The 24,609-nt window shown below is 55.3% G+C and carries 20 protein-coding genes; 6 read left to right on the top strand and 14 right to left on the bottom strand.

Annotated elements, in window-relative coordinates:
• Positions 1–8 precede the first annotated feature (8 nt).
• Positions 9–2,090: a 4-alpha-glucanotransferase gene (gene malQ, locus N6G83_RS35970; RefSeq protein WP_211135833.1), complete on the top strand. Its 2,082-nt coding sequence runs from the start codon at positions 9–11 to the stop codon at positions 2,088–2,090.
• Between the two features lie 74 nt (positions 2,091–2,164).
• Here the strand turns inward: malQ and nfuA are convergent, their stop codons facing one another.
• The gene (gene nfuA, locus N6G83_RS35975) at positions 2,165–2,740 is read right to left on the bottom strand and encodes a Fe-S biogenesis protein NfuA (protein WP_065684007.1); all 576 of its coding nucleotides are present in this window, start codon (positions 2,738–2,740) and stop codon (positions 2,165–2,167) included.
• 58 nt (positions 2,741–2,798) lie between these two features.
• Positions 2,799–3,482 (bottom strand): DNA utilization protein GntX, encoded by a 684-nt coding sequence (gene gntX, locus N6G83_RS35980; RefSeq protein ID WP_024527589.1) that lies wholly within the window; start codon positions 3,480–3,482, stop codon positions 2,799–2,801.
• Between the two features lie 87 nt (positions 3,483–3,569).
• Here gntX and bioH point away from each other — a divergent pair, with 87 nt between their 5' ends.
• Both bioH and N6G83_RS35990 read left to right on the top strand, forming a co-directional pair.
• Positions 3,570–4,340 (top strand): pimeloyl-ACP methyl ester esterase BioH, encoded by a 771-nt coding sequence (gene bioH / locus N6G83_RS35985; protein WP_024527588.1) that lies wholly within the window; start codon positions 3,570–3,572, stop codon positions 4,338–4,340.
• A 299-nt stretch (positions 4,341–4,639) separates the two neighbouring features.
• Positions 4,640–4,924, top strand: a complete 285-nt coding sequence (locus N6G83_RS35990) for a YdgH/BhsA/McbA-like domain containing protein (protein WP_024527587.1) — start codon at positions 4,640–4,642, stop codon at positions 4,922–4,924.
• Between the two features lie 41 nt (positions 4,925–4,965).
• Here the strand turns inward: N6G83_RS35990 and N6G83_RS35995 are convergent, their stop codons facing one another.
• The 6 genes from N6G83_RS35995 to greB form a co-directional block, all read right to left on the bottom strand.
• Positions 4,966–5,205, bottom strand: a complete 240-nt coding sequence (locus N6G83_RS35995) for a FeoC-like transcriptional regulator (protein WP_024527586.1) — start codon at positions 5,203–5,205, stop codon at positions 4,966–4,968.
• A complete protein-coding gene (feoB, locus tag N6G83_RS36000) occupies positions 5,205–7,517 on the bottom strand; it encodes a Fe(2+) transporter permease subunit FeoB (RefSeq protein ID WP_024527585.1) in 2,313 nt (770 codons plus the stop codon). Before feoB ends, N6G83_RS35995 begins: the two co-directional genes overlap by 1 nt.
• 75 nt (positions 7,518–7,592) lie before the next feature.
• Positions 7,593–7,817, bottom strand: a complete 225-nt coding sequence (gene feoA, locus N6G83_RS36005; protein ID WP_024527584.1) for a ferrous iron transporter A — start codon at positions 7,815–7,817, stop codon at positions 7,593–7,595.
• A 590-nt stretch (positions 7,818–8,407) separates the two neighbouring features.
• Entirely contained in the window at positions 8,408–8,950 is a 543-nt protein-coding gene (locus N6G83_RS36010; RefSeq protein ID WP_211135832.1) for an RNA 2'-phosphotransferase, read from the bottom strand.
• A gap of 264 nt (positions 8,951–9,214) precedes the next feature.
• Entirely contained in the window at positions 9,215–11,545 is a 2,331-nt protein-coding gene (locus tag N6G83_RS36015) for a Tex family protein (RefSeq protein ID WP_024527582.1), read from the bottom strand.
• A 125-nt stretch (positions 11,546–11,670) separates the two neighbouring features.
• Positions 11,671–12,153 (bottom strand): transcription elongation factor GreB, encoded by a 483-nt coding sequence (greB, locus tag N6G83_RS36020; protein ID WP_024527581.1) that lies wholly within the window; start codon positions 12,151–12,153, stop codon positions 11,671–11,673.
• Positions 12,154–12,530: 377 nt separating this feature from the next.
• Here greB and ompR point away from each other — a divergent pair, with 377 nt between their 5' ends.
• Both ompR and envZ read left to right on the top strand, forming a co-directional pair.
• Complete coding sequence (gene ompR / locus N6G83_RS36025) at positions 12,531–13,250, top strand: two-component system response regulator OmpR (RefSeq protein WP_004709363.1); 720 nt, start codon at positions 12,531–12,533, stop codon at positions 13,248–13,250.
• Positions 13,247–14,617 carry a two-component system sensor histidine kinase EnvZ gene (envZ, locus tag N6G83_RS36030; protein ID WP_211135831.1) on the top strand — a complete coding sequence of 457 codons (1,371 nt, stop codon included), beginning with the start codon at positions 13,247–13,249 and terminating at the stop codon, positions 14,615–14,617. Before ompR ends, envZ begins: the two co-directional genes overlap by 4 nt.
• Before the next feature lie 182 nt (positions 14,618–14,799).
• Here the strand turns inward: envZ and pckA are convergent, their stop codons facing one another.
• From pckA to N6G83_RS36055, 5 genes are all read right to left on the bottom strand, one after another.
• Entirely contained in the window at positions 14,800–16,419 is a 1,620-nt protein-coding gene (gene pckA / locus N6G83_RS36035; protein WP_021807458.1) for a phosphoenolpyruvate carboxykinase (ATP), read from the bottom strand.
• A 200-nt stretch (positions 16,420–16,619) separates the two neighbouring features.
• Entirely contained in the window at positions 16,620–17,498 is an 879-nt protein-coding gene (gene hslO / locus N6G83_RS36040; protein WP_024527577.1) for an Hsp33 family molecular chaperone HslO, read from the bottom strand.
• A 25-nt stretch (positions 17,499–17,523) separates the two neighbouring features.
• Complete coding sequence (gene hslR, locus N6G83_RS36045; RefSeq protein WP_021181711.1) at positions 17,524–17,931, bottom strand: ribosome-associated heat shock protein Hsp15; 408 nt, start codon at positions 17,929–17,931, stop codon at positions 17,524–17,526.
• Positions 17,928–18,608 carry a GMP/IMP nucleotidase gene (gene yrfG, locus N6G83_RS36050; protein ID WP_211135830.1) on the bottom strand — a complete coding sequence of 227 codons (681 nt, stop codon included), beginning with the start codon at positions 18,606–18,608 and terminating at the stop codon, positions 17,928–17,930. Before yrfG ends, hslR begins: the two co-directional genes overlap by 4 nt.
• An 85-nt stretch (positions 18,609–18,693) precedes the next feature.
• Positions 18,694–20,826 (bottom strand): intracellular growth attenuator family protein, encoded by a 2,133-nt coding sequence (locus N6G83_RS36055; protein WP_211135829.1) that lies wholly within the window; start codon positions 20,824–20,826, stop codon positions 18,694–18,696.
• A 449-nt stretch (positions 20,827–21,275) separates the two neighbouring features.
• On the opposite strand from N6G83_RS36055, the gene nudE reads away from it, so the two are divergent.
• Entirely contained in the window at positions 21,276–21,830 is a 555-nt protein-coding gene (gene nudE, locus N6G83_RS36060; RefSeq protein WP_021807462.1) for an ADP compounds hydrolase NudE, read from the top strand.
• A 105-nt stretch (positions 21,831–21,935) separates the two neighbouring features.
• On the opposite strand, the gene mrcA is transcribed toward nudE, so the two are convergent.
• On the bottom strand, positions 21,936–24,494 hold the full coding sequence (gene mrcA / locus N6G83_RS36065) for a peptidoglycan glycosyltransferase/peptidoglycan DD-transpeptidase MrcA (protein ID WP_024527574.1): 2,559 nt from the start codon (positions 24,492–24,494) through the stop codon (positions 21,936–21,938).
• Between the last annotated feature and the right edge of the window lie 115 nt (positions 24,495–24,609).

Genomic DNA, 24,609 nt, shown 5'->3' on the forward strand with positions numbered 1-24,609 from the left:
GAGTGCGAATGAGTAAAGGTATCGATCAGGTAGCAGCCCAGGCTGGGATAGCTGCCGATTACATCAATGCCCATGGCCAACGGCAGGCAATTTCGCCGGAAACCAAACGCAAGCTGTTGGCGGCGATGAACCCCGCGTCGTTGCAGCCGTCAACGGCTCCCTTGCCGTTGGTTAAAGTCTTTTATCATGGCAACCCGGTGGCGCTGCCGCTGGGGGGGGAGGGCGAGTTTCAGTGGGTATTGTTGCGTGAGGACGGTAGCCAGCAAGAGGGCCGCGCCAGTGCGCATAAAACCCTAACCCTGCCGGGCAAGTTACCGCTGGGTTATCACCAGCTCACTTTGTCACAGGGGGAGCAGCAATGGGCCTGTCGGCTGATTGTCGCCCCCAAGCGTTGCTACGAGCCGGATGCATTGTTGACCGGCAAGAAGCTGTGGGGAGCCTGCGTACAGCTCTACACGCTGCGTTCCGAGCGTAACTGGGGTATTGGCGACTTTGGCGATTTACGGGCAATGGTCGGTGAGGTGGCTGAACGCGGCGGCGCCTTTATTGGGCTCAACCCGATCCACGCGCTCTATCCGGCCAGCCCGGAAAGCGCCAGCCCTTATAGCCCGTCTTCGCGCCGCTGGTTGAACGTGGTGTATATCGACGTCAACGTGGTGGAGGATTTCCAGCTCAGCCAGGCCGCGCAAAAATGGTGGCAGAAGGCTGCGACGCAGAAGCTGTTGGCCAAAGCGCGTAGTAGTGAGCTGGTGGACTACAGCACGGTAACGCAGTTGAAGCTGGCGGCGTTGAAGCTGGCTTTCCCGCACTTCCAGGCCCGCAAGCCGCAGGATGCGCTGAAGCAGGAATTTGAACGCTTCGTCGGCGAAGGGGGCAGTAGCCTGTATCAACAGGCAACGTTCGACGCGTTACATGCCCATCTCAGTGCCAAAGACAGCACTATGTGGGGATGGCCAGCCTGGCCGGAGGAGTATCGACAGGGCAACAGCCCGGCAGTGGAAACCTTCTGTAAGCAGTATGAGGATGAGGTTACCTTCTACCTGTGGCTGCAATGGTTGGCGGCCAGCCAGTTTGCCGAGTGCTTTGGCCAAAGCCAGCAGTGCCAGATGCCGATTGGCCTGTACCGCGATCTGGCGGTCGGGGTGGCAGAGGGCGGGGCGGAAACCTGGTGTGAACGCGAGCTGTATTGCATGCAAGCCTCGGTGGGTGCTCCGCCGGATATTCTTGGTCCGCTGGGGCAAAACTGGGGCCTGCCGCCGATGGATCCACATGTGATGGTCGCGCGGGGTTATCAGCCGTTTATCGATTTGCTACGCGCCAACATGACCAGCTGTGGCGCCTTGCGTATCGATCACGTGATGGCGATGCTGCGTTTATGGTGGATCCCTTATGGTGAAACGGCCGATCACGGCGCCTATGTGAAATACCCGGTTGACGATCTGCTGGCGCTGTTGGCCTTGGAGAGTCAGCGCCATCGTTGCATGGTGATTGGGGAGGATTTAGGGACCGTGCCGGTGGAGATCGTCGGCAAACTGCGTGATAGCGGCGTCTATTCCTACAAGGTACTGTACTTCGAGCACGATGCGGAGAAGCAGTTCCGTGCGCCGCAGTCTTATCCGGTGCAGGCAATGGCGACTATTACCACCCACGATCTGCCAACGCTGCGTGGCTATTGGCAAAGCGGAGACCTGACGCTCGGCAAGCGACTGGGGTTATACCCGGATGCGGAAGTGCTCAAGGAGCTGTTTGCCGATCGTGAACGGGCCAAACAGGGGCTACTGGACGGGCTGCATCGCTACGGCTGCGTACCGCAAAAGGTCGGCAAGAAAGCGTCATTGTTGAGCATGAGTCCGTTGCTGAACCGGGGTCTGCAACGCTATGTGGCAGACAGTGCCAGCGCGTTACTGGGTCTGCAACCGGAAGACTGGTTGGATATGGCGGAACCGGTGAATATTCCAGGCACCAGCGATCAGTACCCGAACTGGCGGCGTAAGCTGAGCCATACCCTGGAAGCGATGTTTGACGATGTTGAGGTCAACCGTTTATTGAAGGATTTGGATAAGCGACGCAGAAAGGTTTCGGTAGGCTAAATGCATCGGGGGCGGATTAACCGACCCCGATGGCGATAGGCAGGGCGCAGAACGGAATTGCGCCCTGATATTTATCAGTAGTAGGAGTGTTCGCCGCGCTGGTGCTCGGTGAGATCGCGCACGCCTTTCAGTTCCGGGAACTTTTGCAGCAGCTCTTTCTCGATCCCTTCTTTCAGAGTGACGTCGACCATTGAACAACCGTTGCAACCGCCGCCGAACTGCAAGATGGCCAGCGCGTCGTCGGTGATTTCCATCAGCGTCACGCGGCCACCGTGGCCAGCCAGCTGCGGGTTGATCTGCGATTGCAGCACGTATTCTACGCGCTCCATCAGTGGCGCATCGTCGTCCACTTTGCGCATTTTAGCGTTCGGCGCTTTCAGCGTCAGCTGTGAGCCGAGCTGATCGGTGACGAAGTCGATTTCGGCGTCGTCCAGATAAGGCGCGCTCAGCTCATCGACGTAAGCGGACAGCTTCTCGAACTTGAGTTCGGTATCTGTCGCTTCCACCGCGTCTGGCGGGCAATAAGAGACACCGCATTCGGCCGTCGGCGTACCCGGATTGATCACGAATACGCGGATTTGGGTGCCTTCTTCTTGGCTTGCCAACAGCTTGGCAAAGTGTTCCTGTGCAGCATCTGTTATACGGATCATAGCATTAGCTCAATAGTTGACTTCTATAGTAGGTTATAATACGCCCATTGCCGTGGTACTACAACGTGCGGCAAACGCACCAAATCTGCAACGATGCGACGCCTTGCTTCTGTAATAGTGTAGCGATTTCTGCCATGGTGCTGCCAGTAGTAACCACATCATCCAGCAGTGCCACATGCATCCCTGCCAGGTTATCATCACAACGGAAAGCACCACGCAGATTACGCCGCCGCAGACGCGCTATCAATTGCTGTTGTGGCGCGGTTGCCCTGATGCGGCGCAATGCTGCAGGGCGATATTCGCAGCCCAACCAGCGGGCTAGTGGCTGGGCTAGCAGATCGCTTTGGTTATAGCCACGCCGCCAACAGCGTTTATCCTGCAAGGGTACCGCTAAAATCACCTCCGGTCTGTTCAGATGTTGCTCTCGGTGCGCTTGCAGCCAATGCAGCAGGATCAAACGAGCCAGAGTGGGAGCCAGTGCGGGTGTCTGCTGGAATTTGAAATTTTTCACCAGGGTGCTGATGGGCGGGCGATAATCCGAAACAAAGACCAAGGCTTGCCAAGGGGGCGCCTTTTGCAGACATCGCCCGCAAGGCTGATGGGGATCGCCACTGGGCAAGCCGCAAACTGGGCAGCAACAAGGTTTGGTGGGCAACGTACGCAGGCAGTAGCTGCAGATGCCCTGTTGCATCAGCCGTAATGGTTGCCGGCATAGCCAACAGCGGCTGTGGATTGGTAGCATAGTCACCTCCCCCTTTTTAATACTCAATGAATTTCGAGTTGTGTAAAACGCAACCGCTTGAAAGGCGATGAGCCAGGACAATAACTGATGACAGAGCTGTATTGGCAAACCTTGGGTGAAGGCGATCGCGATCTTGTGTTGCTGCACGGATGGGGACTGAATGCCGAAGTCTGGGGTTGCACGTTGGAGCGATTGGCTCCGCATTTTCGCCTACACCTGGTGGACTTGCCTGGCTATGGCCGCAGCCAGGGCTATGGGGCCGTCTCATTAACGGAGATGGCGGAGATACTGCTGGCCGCCGCGCCCAAGCAGGCTTATTGGCTGGGGTGGTCACTTGGCGGGCTGGTAGCCGGGCAAATTGCCCTTATGCAGCCTGAGCGGGTAACCGGACTGATCACCGTGGCTTCTTCGCCTTGCTTTACGGCACACGATCCGTGGCCTGGGATCCGTCCAGAGGTGCTCAGTGGCTTTCAGCAGCAGCTCAGCCATGATTTCCAGCGCACCGTGGAGCGCTTCCTGGCGTTGCAAACGTTGGGCACGGAAAGCGCTCGCCAAGATGCGCGCCAGTTGAAAACCGTGGTGCTCAACCAGCCGATGCCGGGCGTTGAGGTGCTTAACGGGGGCCTGGAGATGCTACGTACGGTGGATCAACGCCAATCAATGGCGGCACTGACGATGCCGGTACTGCGTATTTATGGCTACCTTGACGGGCTGGTGCCACGCAAAGTGGCTAGCCTGCTGGACGAATTGTGGCCGAATTCCACCTCGGAGGTGATCGCCAAAGCGTCCCATGCGCCGTTTATCTCTCACCCAGAAGCATTCGCTAACATTATTAATCAATTTGTTGTAACCGAGTAATGGCGCGGTCTGGCGGCGATATCTCATTGATTACAGATTATAAAAGCACAAAACGGCGGTAAATTATTAACCAATAAGTGGATAAAAACTAAACCTGTTCGATACTTGAAGGGGTAAATGCGTGGCTACAAGGTGAATATGGGCTTATCAATTTTCACCTTGGCGATTTGTTTCTGGGCAGAGAGAGCTTCGCCAGGGAAAGCAACGAAGCTGTTAGACGTCGCAGTAGCCAAGCTCGATGACGCATTTCTTGTTAGTCGCTTTCATAAAAACTAGTTTATCCATTGAGAGGTATTATCATGAAATCATTGAAGATGATCGTTGCGGCGTTGATTGTAGGTTCAGTGTCTTTCGGTTCGATGGCTGCAACTTTGCTGACCAAGGAAGACCTGGCTAAGGATCCGAGCAAGTACGAGAAAATTGGTACTGTGACGTCGACCGCTCAGGCGACAGACCCAATGGACTTGAAAGAAGAGCTGTCCAAGCTGGCCGATGAGAAAGGGGGCCAATACTATGTCGTGCTGGCGGCTCGCGAACACGGTAAGTTCAGCGCAGTAGCTGAAGTGTATAAAGACAAGAAATAATCCTCAAACGAGGGGCGCAGGTAACTATCGCGCCCCTGTATTCACTCCTTCAAACGATAAATCACCGTTTGACAAGCCAACCCTTCCGGACAACTTTTGCAGCCGCCACTCAGGCATTCGCTGCTATCGAGTTCAATACGTTCAACTTTCCCCATTGCGGTCAAACGTTGCAGCATTGCCTCAACCAATGGCAAGGGCGTTGCCAGTTGCTGACTCAGCTGTTGCGCCTGAGCGCTGCCCCGTAGGGCAAGCGCATCACGGATTTGCAGCAGGCTCGCCATCAGTGGCAGTCACCCGAACTTTGACAACAGGACGCCGAGGTGGCGCTACGCAAACGGATCGTTACGCGGCTACGTGCCTTGCGCAAGCCCAAGAGCACCAGCGCATTGAACAGTAGCACGATCAGGATCGCCGTCGCGCTGTATTGTGGATGTTGGCTGAAGGTCGCTGCCTGATAGAACAGCGTTGCCAGCGAATAGGCCACGTTCAGCCCCCACAGGATGGAGAAGGTCATCCAACCCCGGCTGGATTCACGTGCAATGGCTCCCATCACTGAGACGCAGGGAACGTACAGCAACACGAAAATCAGATAGCTGTAGGCAGAGATTGAGGTGCCAAATTTGCTACTCATGACGCCCATTGAGCCCACGCCCATCTCACCATCGCCCTTGCTGGCTTCGATAGGGTTGGAGAGTACGCTCAGGCTGAAGGTGTGCTTCAGACCCTGCCAGGTTTCATTGACGGCGGCACCGAGCTCATCAAGCAGATTGAAGTTGGCGGCATCAAAGTGCTCATTGGTGATGTTCTCTGCGGTGTACAGCGTGTTGAGCGTCCCGACCACCACTTCTTTGGCCATCGCCCCTGTCACCAGCCCGACGGTCGCCTGCCAGTTATCACTGTGTACGCCCATAGGTTGCAACAGCGGGGTCAACACCTTGGAGACTGAGGCCAGCGCTGAATCATTGATGCTGTCTACCGGCTGGCCGCTGAACGAGAAGCTGTTCAAGCCGCCAATAAAGATGCTGGCAATGACGATCACTTTCCCGGCGCGCAGCACGAAGCCTTTCAGGCGCTGCCAGGTTTGCAGTAGCAGGCTTTTCAGATGTGGCACGTGATAAACCGGCAGCTCCATCACGAACGGCGATGCTTCGCCGCGCATAATGGTGTATTTCAGCACCAGGCCGGTGAGGATAGCCACCACGATGCCTAGCATATACAGTGAGAACACCACGCCCGCGCCATCCTTGCCGAAGAAGGCCGCGGCGAATACGGCAAAAATTGCCAAACGTGCGCCGCAGGACATAAAAGGGGCCATCATGATGGTGATCAGGCGTTCGCGTGGGGCATCCAAGGTGCGTGCGCCCATAATGGACGGCACATTACAGCCAAAGCCGACGATCAGCGGCACAAAGGATTTACCCGGCAAGCCGAGCGCCTGCATCAGGCGGTCCATCACAAAAGCCGCTCGTGCCATATAGCCGGAGTCTTCCAGGAATGACAGAAACAGATACATCATGCCGATCTGGGGAACCAGCGGCAGCACGGTATTGATACCGCCGCCCACGCCCTGCGCCAGAAAAACGGTCAGCCACTGCGGAAAATGCAGGGTATAACCGACCCACTGGATGCCCTGAATAAAGATGGCCGCCGAACCGAGATCGAAGATCGGTTGCAGTGCGCCGCCGATGTTGATCGCCAATACGAACATGATGTACATCACCAGCAGGAAGATGGGCACCCCCAGCCAGCGGTTGAGGATCACCCGATCCAGCACTTCCGTCAGGCGGTTTGGCAACGCCAGCTTGGAGTTACTGGCCGCATCGCAGATAGTGGCGATCGACTGGTAGCGGGCATCAGCAATCACCAGCGCGGGATCTTCCTGCTGCTGTTGTTGCAACGCTAACCTGGAATGTGCCAGCAGCTCGGTGGCTTTCCCGGCTAACTGATGGCTATAGATGTCGCCCTCCAGCATTTGCAGGGCCAACCAGCGCCGCTGTTCGGTGGGCAACTGTTGAGGCATGGCCTCTGTCAGCGTAGCGATTTCGTCCAGCAGCAACGGCGGATAGGTCACCAGCGCTTTTAACTGGTTGAAACGGTGATTGTCGATGGTCTGTTTCAGCAGCCCAATGCCGTCGGCCTTGGTAGAAACCATGGATACCACCGGGCAGCCAAGGCGCTCGGCCAAGGCGACGACATCGATCTCAATATTCTGGCTTTTGGCAATATCCTGCATGTTCAACGCCACGATGCACGGAATACCCAGCTCCAGCAGTTGCAGCGTCAGGTAGAGGTTGCGCTCCAGGTTGGAGGCATCGACCACGTTGATCAGCATATCCGCATCGCCGCCCAGGATGTAGTGACAGGCGATCTGCTCATCCAGCGAGGTTTGTTCGGAGATGGTGGTGAGCGAGTAGGTGCCTGGTAAATCCACCAGCGTGACCTGCGACTGCGGCGTCGTAAACTGGCCCTCTTTACGTTCAACCGTCACCCCAGCCCAGTTACCGACCCGCTGGCGTGCTCCGGTGAGCTGGTTGAACAGCGTCGTCTTGCCCGAGTTCGGGTTACCGATTAAGCCAATAGTGATTTTTTTCATAAACCAACGTGATATCAGTGAATTAAGTATCGGCCGTGTTTGCACACGGCAACTGCCTGAGGCGGGGACAGCGCGTTACGCTTGGCTATCTAGCAGGATCAGGTCTAAATCTTTTTTCCGCAGTACCAGGCTAACGCGGCGAGTCTTTATTTCTATTGGATCGCCAAACGGTGCCACGCGTACCACGTCAAACTGCGAGCCGGGCAGCATGCCAAGCGACAGTAATTTTTGGCGGTAGGCCGGGCTGATCTCGTTGGAGAAGCCGGTGATTTTATAGGTATGTTTAGGAAGCAGCTGCATATCGCCTTCTCAATGAGTTGGGAATTCCTACGGGAATGCCACCTTCAGAACATTTGCTGCCCAGACTACCTGTGAAAAGGTGTATGGGGCCAGGAGCGCCGAGCCAAAAACAGAGCACTGAATACACAGAATCATAGTGATAACAATTATCGTATTCAATACGGAATGTATGGGCAATTGTAAATGCTGTCATATCTGCAATGTACGCCTTGCCAGCCCTAGTTTTAGCACTAAGCCCAACGTACTGCAAATGAGCGCAAAAGGTTAATTAAGTTGCAAATTTGTGCATTTTCTTGCGGTAATGAAACAGTTGTAGCCCTTTTGGTGCGGCTGAAAGTTTCATGGGGCAGATCTGGCAACATCGCTTGCTGTAAATGAGAGGGGTAAGTATTTGTGTTTACGGCACAATCGACGGTCTGAAACGGCGGTGTTAATGAGGGTGTTAACAGCGGGGTATTTTTACCGGAGTGGGAGATGAAGGCGATGACGCGAAACAGGACGACAAAAAAATCGCCATTTTATTGCGGCAGGTCAAAATTGTCGGGGTGGCGCTAGAAGGACAACTGGCAAAAATGCCTTCATTTCTGCCATCACTCACCAATAAACGTCACTGGCACAGCCGTCGTCAACCAGACCCCATTATCAGCCTGATAAAATTTAAAGCCATTTTGGTACATTGCCAGGGCATCAATGGTTAACACAACAGGCTTGCCATGCCGTTGGCCAACGGCGGTCGCTGTAGTGATATCAGCGGATAGATGCACATACTGACGGGAGCCAGCGAGCAATCCGTCTTGATGAATTGAAGCGATAAAACGTGTTGCCGTGCCATGGTAAAGGTACTGTGGCGGGGTCTGTTCCTCATAGCGGATATCAACCTGTTTTGAGGAATGCCCCTGTACAGCGCGGATATAACCACCATCATCAGAAATAGAGAAGCGCTTCTTGTCACTGTTCTCTACAACCGATCTGATTAGAGGCCGATCAAGTATCCTACCCTTTTTAGCTGCACAGGCGATAAGCGAGTCTAGATTCGCCCATCCTTCACTGTTTAGCGTTAAACCGATAGATTCTGGTTGGTGGCGTAATACATAGCTTAAAAACTTGCTTACGTCTTGATTTTGATAACTCATTTCACATTCCTTGTCGTTAGTATCCGTATATTACTGGGTAATCTATGGCTGGTGTAAATGAAGAGAGCAATTTTGCTGGTGCTATGTAAGGTGGGATGTCATCCCCGAGCTAGTGGATTGATGACTAACTTACCTACGAATCCCAGAAGTCCATAGTTGAATACATGTATCTCATCGACCGTAATAAATCCGCGCTGTCTCTTGATCGCAGAACCGATCAAGAGACAGCCGAAGGAGGGGATAAGGGTTTATCCCCTCAGCTCATTATTTCTTGCCAAATGCAGCGGCCAGCGCGTCACCCATAGCGCTATTACCTGCCGGAGTGCTGTTGCGTGGTTTAGGCTTATTAGCTGCAGGGCGTGAGTTTTTATCGCGAGCTGGAGCGCTATTATTGCCCCCGCCACGGCGTGGTGAACCTTCACCCGGTTGCTCATCAAGGCGCATGCTAAGCGCGATACGCTTACGCTGCAGATCCACCTCCATCACCTTCACCTTGACGATATCGCCGGCTTTCACCACGGTATGCGGATCTTCAACGAACTTGTCTGCCAATGACGAGATGTGCACCAGGCCGTCCTGATGGACGCCAATATCAACAAAGGCACCAAAGTTGGTGACGTTGGTGACCGAGCCTTCCAGGATCATGCCCACCTGCAGGTCGTTGAGGGTTTCCACCCCTTCGGCGAAGGTAGCCGTTTTGAATTCCGGGCGTGGGTCGCGGCCCGGCTTTTCCAGCTCTTTCAGGATGTCGGTGACCGTTGGTACGCCGAATTTCTCATCGGTAAAGTCGCTGGCTTTCAAGCTGCGTACCGCGCTCGGGTTGCCCATCAAATCTTGCAGAGCCTGGCGGGTTGCGGCCAGAATGCGTTCTACCACCGGGTAGGTTTCCGGGTGAACGGTTGACGCATCCAGCGGATTATCGCCGTGGTTGATGCGCAGGAAGCCCGCACACTGCTCGAAGGCTTTTGGCCCCAAACGGCTTACTTTCAGCAACTGTTCACGGTTGCTGAAGCGGCCATTCTCATCACGCCAGGTGACGATATTCTGCGCCATCATACGCGTCAGGCCAGCTACACGGGTCAAGAGCGGTACGGAGGCGGTGTTCAGGTCAACGCCAACGGCGTTCACACAGTCTTCCACCACCGAGTCCAGCTTCTTGGCTAACTGGCTTTGGCTGACGTCGTGCTGGTATTGGCCTACGCCGATAGATTTCGGATCGATCTTCACCAGCTCGGCCAGCGGATCCTGCAGACGGCGGGCGATGGAAACCGCACCGCGCAGCGAAACGTCGAGGTTTGGGAACTCCAACGCGGCCAGCTCGGAAGCGGAATACACCGAAGCTCCGGCCTCGCTGACGATCACTTTCTGGGCTTTTACTTCTGGGAACTGCTGTTGCAGCTCGGCAAAGAAACGCTCGGTCTCGCGGGACGCGGTACCGTTACCGATGGCAACCAGCTCAACCTTGTGTTTGATACATAGCGCGGCAACGACCGCAGCGGCTTTGGCTGCCTGCCCGGTGTGCGGATAGACGGTATCGGTGGCAACCAGCTTGCCGGTGGCATCCACCACCGCCACTTTAACGCCGGTGCGCAGGCCAGGATCCAGGCCCATGGTCGCGCGCATACCAGCCGGGGCGGCCATCAGCAGATCGTGCATGTTGCGGGCGAAAACGTTGATCGCTTCGTCTTCCGCGCGCTCACGCAGGGTGCTCATCAGCTCGGTTTCCAGATGCAGCAACACCTTGATGCGCCACGTCCAGTTAACCACGGATTTACGCCAGGCATCTGCCGGCGCATTGTTCAGGCGCAGGTTGAGATGGTTGGTGATAATCAGCTCGCCCTGGCTTTCACGCGGGGTTTCTTCAAACTGCGGATCGGCATTCAGCGCCAGTTGCAGCACGCCTTCATTGCGGCCACGGAACATTGCCAGTGCACGGTGCGAAGGCACTTGTGCAATCGGTTCGTGATGATCGAAGTAGTCGCGGAATTTCGCGCCTTCCTCTTCTTTACCTTCGACAACCTTGGACACCAGATGGGCGTTTTTCCACAGGTAGTCACGCACCTTGGCCAGCAGGGTCGCGTCTTCGGCAAAGCGTTCCATCAGGATGTAGCGTGCGCCGTCCAGCGCCGCTTTGACGTCTGCCACGCCCTTCTCGGCATCGACAAACCCTTCTGCCAGCTGTTCTGGCTGCTGTTGCGGATCTTGCCACAGGGAGTCTGCCAGCGGCTCCAGACCGGCTTCAATAGCGATCTGCCCACGGGTGCGGCGTTTCGGTTTGTAGGGCAGGTAAAGGTCTTCGAGTTCGGTTTTGCTTTGCGTGGCGTTGATTGCCCCCGCCAGCTGTTCGGTCAGTTTACCCTGATCTTCAATGGACTTGAGGATGGTTTGGCGGCGATCTTCCAGTTCACGCAGATAGCCCAGACGAGTCTCCAACTGACGCAGTTGGGTATCATCCAGGCCCCCGGTGACTTCCTTACGATAGCGTGCGATAAACGGCACGGTATTACCTTCATCCAGCAGACGGATGGCGGAGTCAACTTGCTCCGGGCGGGCCTGCAGTTCGGTTGCAATAATGCGGCTCAGTGGATCAGTCATAAGTCAGGTATCTGTTAGCAGCGATAATCGATAGGGGGATAGTTATACGTTTTGCAGGGGGAAAATGCCAGTCCAGAGGGCCGAGGTTTTGACGGGCGCAGCATGCAGCGCCCCTACGGTCTCAACTATTCTACGTCTTTGATATATTCGATCTCGTTGACCGTCCAGTAGGCAATCCCCGCCGGGGTCTCAACCGTGGCCGTATCCCCCACCTCTTTTTTCAGCAAGGCGCGGGCCATTGGTGAGTCGATGGAGATGTAGTCTTTACGGCCAAAGATTTCGTCGTAACCCACGATGCGAAAGCGTTTGGTATCGCCATCGTCATTCTCGATCTCTACCCAGGCCCCAAAGAACACTTTGCCCGCCTGCTGTGGCGAATAATCGACAATTTTCAGCTGCTCGAGGCACTTGGTGAGATAGCGCACCCGGCGATCGATCTCACGCAGCCGCTTTTTATTGTATTGGTAATCGGCGTTTTCACTTCGGTCGCCCAGGCTGGCGGCCCAGGTGACTTTCTTGGTCACTTCCGGGCGGTCTTCACGCCACAGAAAATCCAGTTCTTTTTTGAGCTTGTTGTAACCCTCACGGGTGATCAGCAATGTTTTCATTGTTATCCATCATCGAATCACAGGAGCAGTGGGCATTCTCGCATAAAGCAGCCACCATATCCGTTGGCGTTTTTTTTATAAACCTGAGGTACACTGCCAATTCGCCAGTCTTGCGGTTTTCTGCCAAGAGTGTACATCATACGCAGCGGGAAGTTTTTACCGATCATCGGCCCCGGCTTAAGTGAAAATTGTTGATATTTGGGCAAAAGAATAATCTTTGTAACAATTTCGTCTAGAATATATACCATTAAACGCTGTCAGTAATGATGGAGTTTTTGAACAATACGAGGCTGTTGCCAAATAGCCGCCAGCGGTGCCAATGCATAAGTGCGGGCCACAGTCTAGAATCAGGCAATACAGCCTTTGGGAGTCAGACAATGCAAGAGAATCACAAGATTCTGGTCGTCGATGATGACATGCGCCTGCGTGCGCTTTTAGAGCGTTACTTAACCGAACAGGGCTTCCAGGTTCGCAGCGTTGCCAACGCTGAGCAAATGGATCGTTTGCTGACGCGTGAGTCTTTCCATCTGATGGTATTAGACCTGATGTTGCCGGGTGAAGACGGGCTGTCCATTTGCCGTCGCCTGCGCAGCCAAAGCAACCCGATGCCGATCATTATGGTGACCGCCAAGGGTGAAGAAGTGGACCGTATTGTCGGGCTGGAAATCGGTGCCGATGACTATATCCCTAAGCCGTTCAACCCACGTGAACTGCTGGCTCGTATCCGTGCCGTGCTGCGCCGCCAGGCCAACGAACTGCCGGGTGCGCCTTCTCAAGAAGAGGCGGTGATCGCCTTTGGTAAATTCAAACTGAACCTCGGCACGCGCGAGATGTTCCGTGAAGATGAACCTATGCCATTAACCAGCGGTGAGTTCGCCGTGCTGAAAGCCCTGGTCAGCCACCCACGTGAACCATTGTCGCGCGATAAGCTGATGAACCTGGCCCGTGGCCGCGAATACAGCGCGATGGAGCGTTCCATCGACGTGCAAATCTCGCGCCTGCGCCGCATGGTTGAGGAAGATCCGGCACATCCACGTTATATCCAGACCGTTTGGGGTCTTGGCTACGTCTTCGTCCCGGACGGCAGTAAGGCATGAGGCGATTACGCTTTTCACCGCGTAGCTCGTTTGCCCGAACTTTGCTGTTGATCGTCACCTTGCTGTTCGTCAGCCTGGTGACGACCTATCTGGTGGTGCTTAACTTCGCCATCCTGCCCAGTCTGCAGCAGTTCAATAAGGTATTGGCGTACGAAGTTCGTATGCTGATGACCGATCGGCTGCAATTGGAGGACGGTACCTTGCTGGAGGTGCCGCCAGCGTTCCGCCGCGAGATCTATCGCGAGCTGGGCATTTCGCTTTATACCAACGCGGCTGCAGAAGAGAGCGGCCTGCGCTGGGCGCAACACTACCAATTCCTTAGCCAGCAGATGGCGCAGCAACTGGGTGGCCCGACCGACGTCCGCGTCGAGGTGAACAAAAACTCCCCGGTGGTCTGGCTGAAAACCTGGTTGCAGCCGGATATCTGGGTACGCGTTCCGCTCACCGAAATCCATCAAGGCGATTTCTCGCCGCTGTTCCGCTACACCTTGGCGATTATGTTGCTGGCGATAGGCGGCGCCTGGCTGTTTATTCGCATTCAGAACCGCCCTCTGGTGGAGCTTGAGCATGCTGCCTTGCAGGTAGGTAAAGGTATTATTCCGCCGCCGCTACGTGAGTATGGTGCCTCTGAGGTGCGCTCGGTAACCCGGGCCTTCAACCAGATGGCCTCTGGGGTGAAGTTGCTGGCCGACGATCGCACGCTGCTGATGGCGGGAGTCAGTCACGACTTGCGCACACCGTTGACGCGCATCCGTCTGGCGACGGAAATGATGAGCGAGCAAGACGGTTATCTGGCGGAGTCGATCAATAAAGATATCGAAGAATGTAACGCCATCATCGAGCAATTTATTGATTACCTGCGTACCGGCCAGGAGATGCAAACCGAAATTTGCGATTTGAACTCCATTCTGGGCGAAGTGGTGGCCACCGAAAGCGGCTACGAGCGGGTGATTGAAACCGATATTCTGCCGGGTGAGCTGATGGTGGACGTGCATCCGCTATCGATCAAACGTGCGGTGGTGAACATGGTGGTGAATGCGGCGCGCTATGGCAACGGCTGGATCAAGGTCAGCAGCGGGCACGAACTGCAGCGCGGCTGGTTCCAGGTGGAGGATGATGGCCCCGGTATCAAGCCGGAAGAGCTGAAGCACCTGTTCCAACCTTTTGTACGTGGCGACAGTGCGCGTAGCACCAGCGGCACCGGGTTGGGGCTGGCGATCGTGCAGCGCATCATTGACGCTCATGCTGGCGTGCTGGATATCGGCACCAGCGAGCGCGGTGGGCTGCGTATCCGAGCTTACCTCCCATTACCGATCGAGAAGAAAGAAACTGCCAGCGGGACTCCTCCAGCCAAAGAGAACGCCTGATATCCTGACTTGAGGCCACAGCACTGTGGCCTGTTTGTTAACGGGCGCTGCGTGCTGCGCCCCTGAACATCGTCCACAAGTGCAAGTCAGCCATGAAGGCAAACCCACCTCAAGTGCAAATCAGCCACAAATAGAAAAGGCGCGGAATTCCGCGCCTTTTCTTAGGTGGTTAATCAACGCTATTACAGTTTCGGACCCGAGCTGACCAGTGCAGCACCTGCCGGGGTATCGGTGTATTTGTCGAAGTTGGTGATAAAGCGGTTCGCCAGATCGTGCGCCTTCTCTTCCCACTGTTCTATGTTGGCATAGGTGGCACGTGGGTCGAGGATGGCTGGATCAACGCCTGGTAGGGCGGTTGGCATCGACAGATCGAAGATTGGCAGCGTGATGGTTTCTGCCTTATCGATTTCACCGTTGAGGATGGCGTCGATAATGCCGCGGGTGTCTTTGATCGAAATACGCTTACCGGTGCCGTTCCAGCCGGTATTCACCAGGTAAGCCTGGGCTCCGGCTGCCTGCATGCGCTTGACCAGCACTTCGGCATACTGGGTTGGGTGCAGTGACAGGAATGCCGCGCCAAAGCAGGCAGAGAAGGTTGGCGTTGGCTCGGTAACGCCACGCTCGGTACCGGCCAGCTTGGCGGTGAAACCGGACAGGAAGTGGTACTGGGTCTGGTTGGCCGTCAGGCGTGATACCGGCGGCAGTACGCCGAAGGCGTCCGCAGTCAGGAAGATCACCTTGGTAGCGTGGCCCGCTTTGGATACCGGCTTGACGATGTTGTGGATGTGATAGATCGGATAGGAAACACGGGTATTCTCGGTTTTCGATCCGTCGTTGAAGTCCACGGTACCGTCGGCCAATACGGTGACGTTTTCCAGCAGCGCATCACGCTTGATGGCGTGATAGATATCTGGCTCGGCTTCTTCCGACAGCTTGATGGTCTTGGCGTAGCAGCCGCCTTCGAAGTTGAAGACGCCATCGTCATCCCAGCCGTGTTCGTCATCGCCAATCAATTGGCGTTTCGGATCGGTGGACAGGGTGGTTTTACCGGTGCCAGACAGGCCGAAGAATACCGCCACGTCGCCTTTCTCGCCCACGTTGGCCGAGCAGTGCATGGAGGCAATGCCTTTAAGCGGCAGCAGGTAGTTCATGATGGAGAACATACCCTTTTTCATTTCGCCGCCGTACCAGGTGCCGCCGATCAGCTGCATACGCTCGGTCAGGTTGAATGCCACGAAGTTTTCCGAGTTCATTCCCTGCTGCTGCCAGTTCGGGTTGGTGCACTTGGCGCCGTTCATCACCACGAAATCAGGCTCAAAGCCCTGCAGTTCTTCATCGCTCGGGCGGATAAACATGTTTTTGACGAAATGCGCCTGCCAGGCCACTTCTGTGATAAAGCGGACTTTCAGGCGGGAGTCTGCGTTAGCACCGCAGAAGGTATCGACCACGAACAGGCGCTTGCCGGAAAGCTGCTCGGTGACCAGTTTTTTCAGGTCTGCCCAGACTTCAGGGCTGAGGGGTTTGTTATCGTTCTTGCCTTTACCTTGATCGGCCCACCAGACGGTGTCCCGGGTGATATCGTCACGAACGATGTACTTATCTTTTGGCGAACGGCCGGTGAAGATGCCAGTATCGACGGCAACGGCACCCAGATTGGTTACTACACCACGTTCAAACCCTTGCAGTGAAGGGTCTGTTTCTTCCTTAAACAGTAATTCATAACTCGGATTGTGAACGATTTCACCTACGTTATGAATTCCATAAGCGGCAAGATCCTGGTGGGTTATACCATTAACACGCATGTCACTACTCCTTGATCACAGAATTTCTGGCGACAATTGTAGGGATCCATGGCGATGTAACCGCGATAGGTATCAAATATTTAACGTATTAAACGTTTTTTAGTTACGTTATGAGATGTAGACCACGGAATAAAGCAAGCGTGCAAACGGCGGGGGCTGACGTGCGTCACAACTCGACGCACGTCACACCGCGGTTTTGCTTAATGCAGTTGGGTGCTGCTGTCGGCATTGCCGTTGTGAAGGGCTGCGATGTCTAACGCATCGAATACATAATGATTACCACAGTAATCACAGTGCATATCGATGTTGCCGTCCTGTTCCAGCATGTCGGCCACTTCTTCTGTTGGCAGCGTGATCAAGGCATCGGCACAGCGCTGGCGTGAACAGGTGCAGCGGAAGATCACGTCCTGGGGTTCGTACAGTGTGACCTCTTCCTGATGATAGAGGCGATACAGCACTTCGTTAGCTGGCAGGGTGAACAGCTCGTGATCCTTGATGGTGGCGGTCAGCTGTACCAGATGGTCGAAATCATCGGCATTGCCATCCTGCGCTGGCAGCACCTGCAACAGCATGCCAGCGGCCGCTGGTTTACCTTCGGCTTCGCCGGTGCGGATAAACAGGCGCGTTGGCAACTGTTCGGACTGGCGGAAATATCCTTCCAGACACTGGGCCAGCGTTTCGCCTTCCAGACCCACCACGCCCTGATAGCGTTCACCTTCAGACGGGCTGATGGTGATCACCATAATGCCGTTACCCAGCATCTGGTGCAGGGTGCTGTCGGTCACAATCTCGCCTTCGACGCGGGCTACACCACGCATTTCTTGGCGATTGTTGCCGTTGATCACCGCCAGTTTCAGCGGGCCGTCACCTTGCACCTGAACGGTAATGTCACCGTCGAACTTCAGCGTGGCGGTCAGCAGACTGGTGGCTACCAGCAACTCGCCCAGCAGTTTTTGTACCGGTGCCGGATAATCATGGTTGGTCAGGATGTGCTGATAGGTTTCGCTGACGGTAACCAGCTCACCGCGCACCGCGTAGTTTTCGAACAGGTAACGGTGCAATTGGTCATGGTTGGACATAGTTTTCTCTCAGTGAGGCGAGGGATTATTCCTGCTCGCCAAATTTAAATTTAATCAAATCGCGCCGCTCTTTCTTGTCCGGACGACGATCCGGATGCGGCATGGTCAGCGCATTCATCTTGCGTGCCAGCGCCACTTTTTCGCGATTGGCAATGCTGGCCTCGGTTTCCTGATACATCAGCTGCGCCTCATCGGCTCCACGCCGTTGGCTATTGATGGCCAGCACGATGACAGTGCGTTCGTCATTGCCCTGACGCAGCTTGATTTCGGCGTTGATTTCAACGGCTTTACTCGGCTTGCCTCGCTGCCCGTTGTAGTGCACCTTGCCGCCATCGATCATGTCGCGGGCCAGTGCGCGGGTTTTGTAAAATCGGGCGGCCCACAGCCATTTATCCAGGCGGACGGCCTCATCCGGTGTTGCTTTGGCTTTCATTGCTCCCTCCGTTCCAACGCCGGTATCAACTGGCGGTAGTCGCTCATCGACGGATAACGCTGGAAAGTTTTGCTCGCCATACTGGAATCCGGGTTTTGCACACCAAGACAGTAGCGGATACCAAACTTGCGGGCGGCATCCAGGATCGGTTCACCATCATCCACGAACAGCGTGCGCTGCGGGTCAAAGCCGGTTTGCTGCTGAACGGCCTGCCACAGACGCTGATCTTCCTTCGGATAACCAAATGTGTGGGTGGAAAGTAATAAATCAAGGTGTCGATCCAAACCGGTGTGCTCAACCTTCACCGCCAGACTGTGTGGATGCGCGTTGGTGAGCAGGATAGTGCGTTGCCCGGCATCGCGTAACGCCTGCAAAAACGGCTGGGTATCTTCACGCAGCCGAGCGCGGTTACCGACTTCGCTGGTCATTTGGTAGATATCCAGCCCAAGGCGTTCGCTCCAGTAATCAAAGCAATACCAGTTCATGGTGTGTTGCACGGCCAGGTATTCCTGGTGAATGATGTTGCTGGCGTCGTCGAAGGGAATGTCCCGTTGCTCACTCAACGCCTGCGGTACCAGCGTTAGCCAAAAATGGCTGTCGAATTCAAGATCCAGCAGGGTGCCGTCCATATCCAGCAGTACGGTATCAATATCGTGCCAGTCAAACTCAGGAACCATGTACCAACTCCATAGGCGGGATAGCGGTATCCCGCAGATGATAAAAAAACATACAGCCTAGTATAGGCGGATGGCAGGGCGGAGGCTACGCCATTGGGCGTATGGATATCGGGGTGAGCTGCGGGTTGAAGCAGTTGTCGTAATAGCGCTGGATATCGGCGAGGCGATGTTGGTTTTTGCGCCAGCGTTGTACCAGCCGCCAGGAGTTGTAACCCAGCACGACGACCAACACCAGCAACAGCAGGCTGGTGCCAAGATAGCGCCACAGGGTCACGATATCTGGTTCACTATGCAGGGCGATATGCCGAGTGCCGTTGGCATCGACAAAGATATTGGTGATCACCCCGTTTGCCCGGAACGGCGTATGTAGCAGCATGCTGCTAAGACGCTGTAGCTCTTTCCATTGGTCGAGTGAGTTGTATTCGTTCAGCGGTTGCGTGGGCAAGGGATAATCCACCAACTGCTTGCCTTCGTCACTGGTGATCAAGAAACCGCCCGGCGGTGGACTGTTGAGGGCCGCAGCGGCCTGACGGGTTTCCCGCACCACAAAGGCAGAGGTAGCCGCGTTGCTCAGGTTCTCCAGCGATTCAGCACTGACCGGCCGCAGCAGAACGTTGACGCCTTCCAGCGCCCCGGACTTGGCCCGTTTCACCAGATTGGCCCAGTTCTTGACGTTACCCAGATTGACCAATGCGTTCTTCAAACGCACACAGTCGGCCTCCGTGCCGCACAGATCCTGCGTTTTCAATACGATATCTGCAAAGTCATCCAGCAGGATCATGCCTGACTTTTCAATGGCACTGGCCAACTGCGGGTTCACTTTCTGCTCGGCACCGCTTGGGTGCAGTTGCCGGTTGATGGTGGCCATCAGCGCAGCCGCTTTATCGATCACTTCCGATTCGGGCTGTGGCAGCGGGGTAGCCGTATTCCAGTAGATCCCCGAACAATCGAAAGGCATAAAGCTCGGCGCAGTGGCGCTGTTGTTGCCCGAAGGAACGTAGCACATGCCGTTGCCCTGAATTTTCAGCCTATCGCCGATATGCAGTGGAATGGCCTCCAGTGCCTGAACGCTGGTGACTTCCGTTTTCTGCGTGCCCTGTAACCACGCGGTGCTCAATTTAGCGGGCAGGCTGAGTGGAATGTAGATTAACAGTAACAACAGCACCACGAGCGAACTGGCCGCTAATACGGCGTTCTTGCCCCACTGCTGCAAGGGGAAGTTCTTCACTTCGTCATGCAGGGAAAGATAGTGCCCCTGGCGCACCACCTGCCGGTTGAGGTAGATATCCACATTGGTGGTTTTACCCAGGTCCGCATTCAGGTAAGGCAGCCAGTGCGGGGGATAGATCAAATCGATAATGCCAAAAGAGATATTACTGATTTGCCCCTGATTGGACTCACCGAATAACCCCCAGCGCTTTGGCGTGCCGCGTAGACAGTGCACCTCTTTCAGCTCTTTTTCGCTCGGGCGGCGCAACAGATGCCAGCAGCCCCAGACGATCATTAGCACCGCCACCAGAATGATCCAGGGGATCACTACCACTGGACTGATCAGGCTGAGGAATAGCAGCAGTAGGGCAGCAGAGATGAGGGCAGCTTCCTTGATGCCGTTCGGCCGGTTAAGCTCATGTTCCTCGCGGGTTTCCTTGCGAATGTTAACCAGCTCAATATGTTCGCTCTCTTCTTTGCGGATGGAGGCGTTCCTTGTCGGGGCTGCAGTCACTACTGGCGAAGGTGGGCTGTCGTAAATATGATCCAGCAGCGAATGGCCGTTGAGAGAGATCACCAGCGGCAGCGTCTGGGTCTTGATCACTTCGACATGGTTATCGGCGCTGATGTACTGCTCCCAGAACGGAGGCAGATGGATTTCTTCCGAGTCGAGATAGTAGCGCCAGTTGTTGGGCTCATCGCTGGCCAGACCATAGCGGGTGATGGCATGGGTGATCGGGTAAACGTTATCGCTCTGTGCGGTCAACGCCAGCCTGGCAGAAGGCAGGGAAGCGGAACCTGACAGCAGTTTGTTGCCCAGGCGGTTCTGTTGATTGAGGTAATACTCGATAGCTGCCCGCTCTGGTGCGGTCAGTTTGCGGCGGGTAGGTTTGACGAACGGCAGGATACCTGCCAAGGCTGGCTGGGGGCGGAATTTAAACCACAAGTAAAGGCCAGCAGCGATCAGGCAGGCTAGCGCTAAGGCCAATATCAACGCTATTGTGCTCATGCTATTCTCGTCCCACACCCATGAAACCGCCAATCTTACGCAAAGCCAGACATTATACGGAGTTAACCGCCCAGAGATAGAATGACCCACCGTTTAGTTGTTATCCGGCTCTCATTCATGGCTATCGTTAGGCATTTACCGTACGATTTTTTAACCTGCATGAGCATAGCAATCCTCATGGTGTGCGGATATCAGGATTATCCTATTTGCCTACCTGTTTTTTTATCCACCAGGATAGCTGCTGGTCAGGTTTGTTAAAAAAAAGTAAATTACAGGCTAAGCTCGTTGCGAAAATGGTTCCCATTAACGCACAATGTGATCAAGATCGAATTTAGCCAGTGGTTGACCCTTTTTGCTGTCTGCCACAACGCGCATATTATTATCCTGGTTACCTGCCTGAGAGTACTGAGTATTCAGTGTATTAGGCGGTTAACCTATTTGAGGCCATCATGGATAAACAGCTGCAAAAACCTAAAATTCTGAAAGTAGAAACGGTCGCGCGCTCGCGTTTATTTAACGTTGAGTCGGTCGATCTGGAGTTCAGTAACGGTGTGCGGCGGGTCTATGAGCGTATGCGCCCTTCGGAACGCGAAGCGGTGATGATTGTGCCGGTGATAGGGGATGATTTGCTGCTGATCCGTGAATATGCGGTGGGCACCGAATCCTATGAGCTGGGCTTCCCCAAAGGGCTGATCGATCCTGGTGAAGGGGTGTTGGAAGCCGCTAACCGCGAACTGATGGAAGAAGTCGGCTTTGGGGCCGGGCGCTTTGATTTCCTCAGCAAACTGACGATGGCACCTTCCTATTTTTCCAGCCAGATGAATATCGTGCTGGCACACGACCTTTATGCGCAAAGCCTGGAGGGGGATGAGCCAGAGCCGTTACCCCAGGTGCGTTGGCCGATAGCCAACATGATGGCACTGCTGGCGGAACCGGACTTTCGTGAGGCGCGCAATGTCAGCGCATTGTTCCTGGCAGAGGCATTCCTGCGCGGTTCGCGCTAACCCCCCATCGATTCCACCGCTGACAAACCCTCACCGGACTCAGAACATGCCGTGCCCGCCGGTCAAGATAAAAAAATGGCCAGATTGCTCTGGCCATTGTCGTTTTTAGAACAGCTCGTGGCTTTCGCCACCAGGGTCTGTCAAGGTGGTTCCGGCATCATGTACCGAGAACTCCGTGGGTTGAGTGCCTTCGATAAAGTACTCGGAACGGCTACCTCCACCCCCGTTGGACAGCTTGCCGGTGCTCTTGTCGATGGTTACGCTGACAATCCCCGGTGGTGGCGTGACTTTCTGCTCTGGCAGGCCTTCCAGCGCCACCTTCATAAAATCATCCCAAGCCGGTTGAGCACTTTTCGCCCCACCTTCACCACCGGAAATCTGATCCGGGATGGCACCCGAAGCGGAGGCACGGCCAAGATTGCGGCGGTGATCGTCGAAACCGATCCACACCGATGTCACTGTTTCTGGGCCGTAGCCGGAGAACCAGGCATCTTTCGAACTGTTGGTGGTACCGGTTTTGCCGCCGATATCATGGCGTTTAAGATCGCGGCCTGCGCGCCAGCCGGTGCCCATCCAGCCCGGCTCACCGAAGATATTGGTGTTCAACGCATCACGGATCAGGAACGACAGCGGGGTGCTGATCACGTGTGGTGCATACTGCTGGTCGTTATCCTGCTGCATCTGTGCCGGGGTTACCTGCTCAAGCTGTGGCATCGGGACGTTGGCATTGTTGCCTTCCTGCGATACCGCCACGTTCTCGACGTTATCGTCGGAAAGCATGGCTGAACGATGCGTATCGCCGTAGATCACCGGCAGGTTGCAGCTATCGCAAACCACTTTCGGTTTGGCCTCGAATATCGCTTTACCCGTATCGTCTTCGATCTTGGTGATGAAGTACGGGTCAACCAGATAGCCACCGTTGGCCAATACGGCATAGCCGCGTGCCACCTGTAGCGGGGTGAACGAAGCTGAACCGAGCGCCAGCGATTCCGAATGCACGATGTTTTGCGCCGGGAAACCAAAGCGTTGCAGATATTCAGCGGCATAGTCCACGCCCATGGCGCGCATTGCCCGCACCATCACCACGTTCTTCGATTGGCCTAGGCCTTGGCGTAGTCGGATAGGACCGTCGTAAGTAGGTGGCGAGTTTTTCGGCCGCCAGTCGGTACCGGCACCGGCATCCCAACGGGTGATCGGCAGATCGTTGAGGATGGTGGCCAGCGTCAGGCCCTTATCCATTGCCGCGGTATACAGGAACGGCTTGATGTTGGAACCCACCTGGCGCAGCGCCTGGGTCGCACGGTTGAACTTGCTCTGGTTGAAATCGAAGCCGCCGACCAACGCCTTGATAGCGCCAGTATTAGGATCGAGCGACACCAGCGCCGAGTTCACGTCCGGCACCTGTGACAGCCACCAGTTGTCGTTAACTTTACGCACCCAGATCTGTTGGCCCGGCTGCACCACGTCGGTGACGCGCTTCGGCGTAGGACCTTGCACCGTGTCGCTCTTGAACGCACGTGCCCAGCGCATGCCAGACATCGGGAGCGCAATGCGGCTGCCATCGGCCAGCATGGCGGTAGCCTGTTCGGCATCCGCCTGCAGGATCACTGCAGGAGACAGCGGGCCGTAGTTCGGCAGGTTCTTGAGGGAATCGACAATCTGTTTCTGATCCCAGGCCGGTTCACCCACTTTCCACAGCACGTTTGACGGGCCGCGATAGCCGTGGCGCATGTCGTAGTTGAGGATGTTGTTACGCACCGCCTCCTGCGCACCTTGTTGCAGCCGCTTGGTGATGGTGGTGTACACCTTGTAACCGTCGGTATAGGCGTTTTCACCGTAACGCTTGATCATCTCCTGACGCACCAGCTCTGAAAGATAAGGGGCGGAGAAGCTGATTTCCGGCGCATGGTAATTGGCTACCAAAGGTTCACTGCGGGCCTGATCGTACTGCGCCTGCGTGATGTAGCGCTCATCCAGCATCCGCGATAGCACCACGTTACGACGCGCTACGGAGCGATCGTGGGAATATAGCGGGTTAAAGGTGGAAGGTGCTTTGGGCAACCCGGCAATGGTAGCCATTTCGCTCAGCGTCAGTTGGCTGACATCCTTACCAAAATAGACGTGCGCGGCAGCACCCACGCCATAAGCGCGGTAACCCAGATAGATTTTGTTCAGATACAGCTCAAGAATTTCATCCTTGGTCAGCATCTGTTCAATGCGGATCGCCAGGAAGGCTTCCTTGATTTTGCGCATCAAGGTGCGTTCCGGGCTCAGGAAGAAGTTTCTGGCCAACTGCTGGGTGATGGTACTGGCCCCCTGCGAAGCGTGGCCGGAAACCAGCGCGACCGATGCAGCACGGAAGATACCAACGGGATCGACCCCGTGATGATCATAGAAACGGCTGTCCTCCGTGGCGATGAAGGCATGCACCATCACTGGTGGAATTTGGTCCAGCTTGAGGGGTATACGGCGTTTTTCACCATATTGGGCGATCAGTTCGCCCTCCGCGCTGTAAACCTGCATCGGGATTTGTAGCCGCACGTCTTTCAGCGTTGCGACATCGGGCAGCTGTGGCTCGACATATTTGTACAAGCCAAAAATCGAGGCTGCTCCCAGCACGATGCAAAACACTGCAAGGATTAAAAGATACTTTACGAACTTCACCTGAGATTTCCCATTTCATGTCAATTGGGCAGTTTATAAACAACCGCGCGGTAGTATAAAGGCAAGCCTGCAACATGGATATGTTCTTTTGTTATCTGAGGGTACGGAGGTGGGG

The sequence above is a fragment of the Serratia sp. PL7 genome, assembly GCF_945957435.1.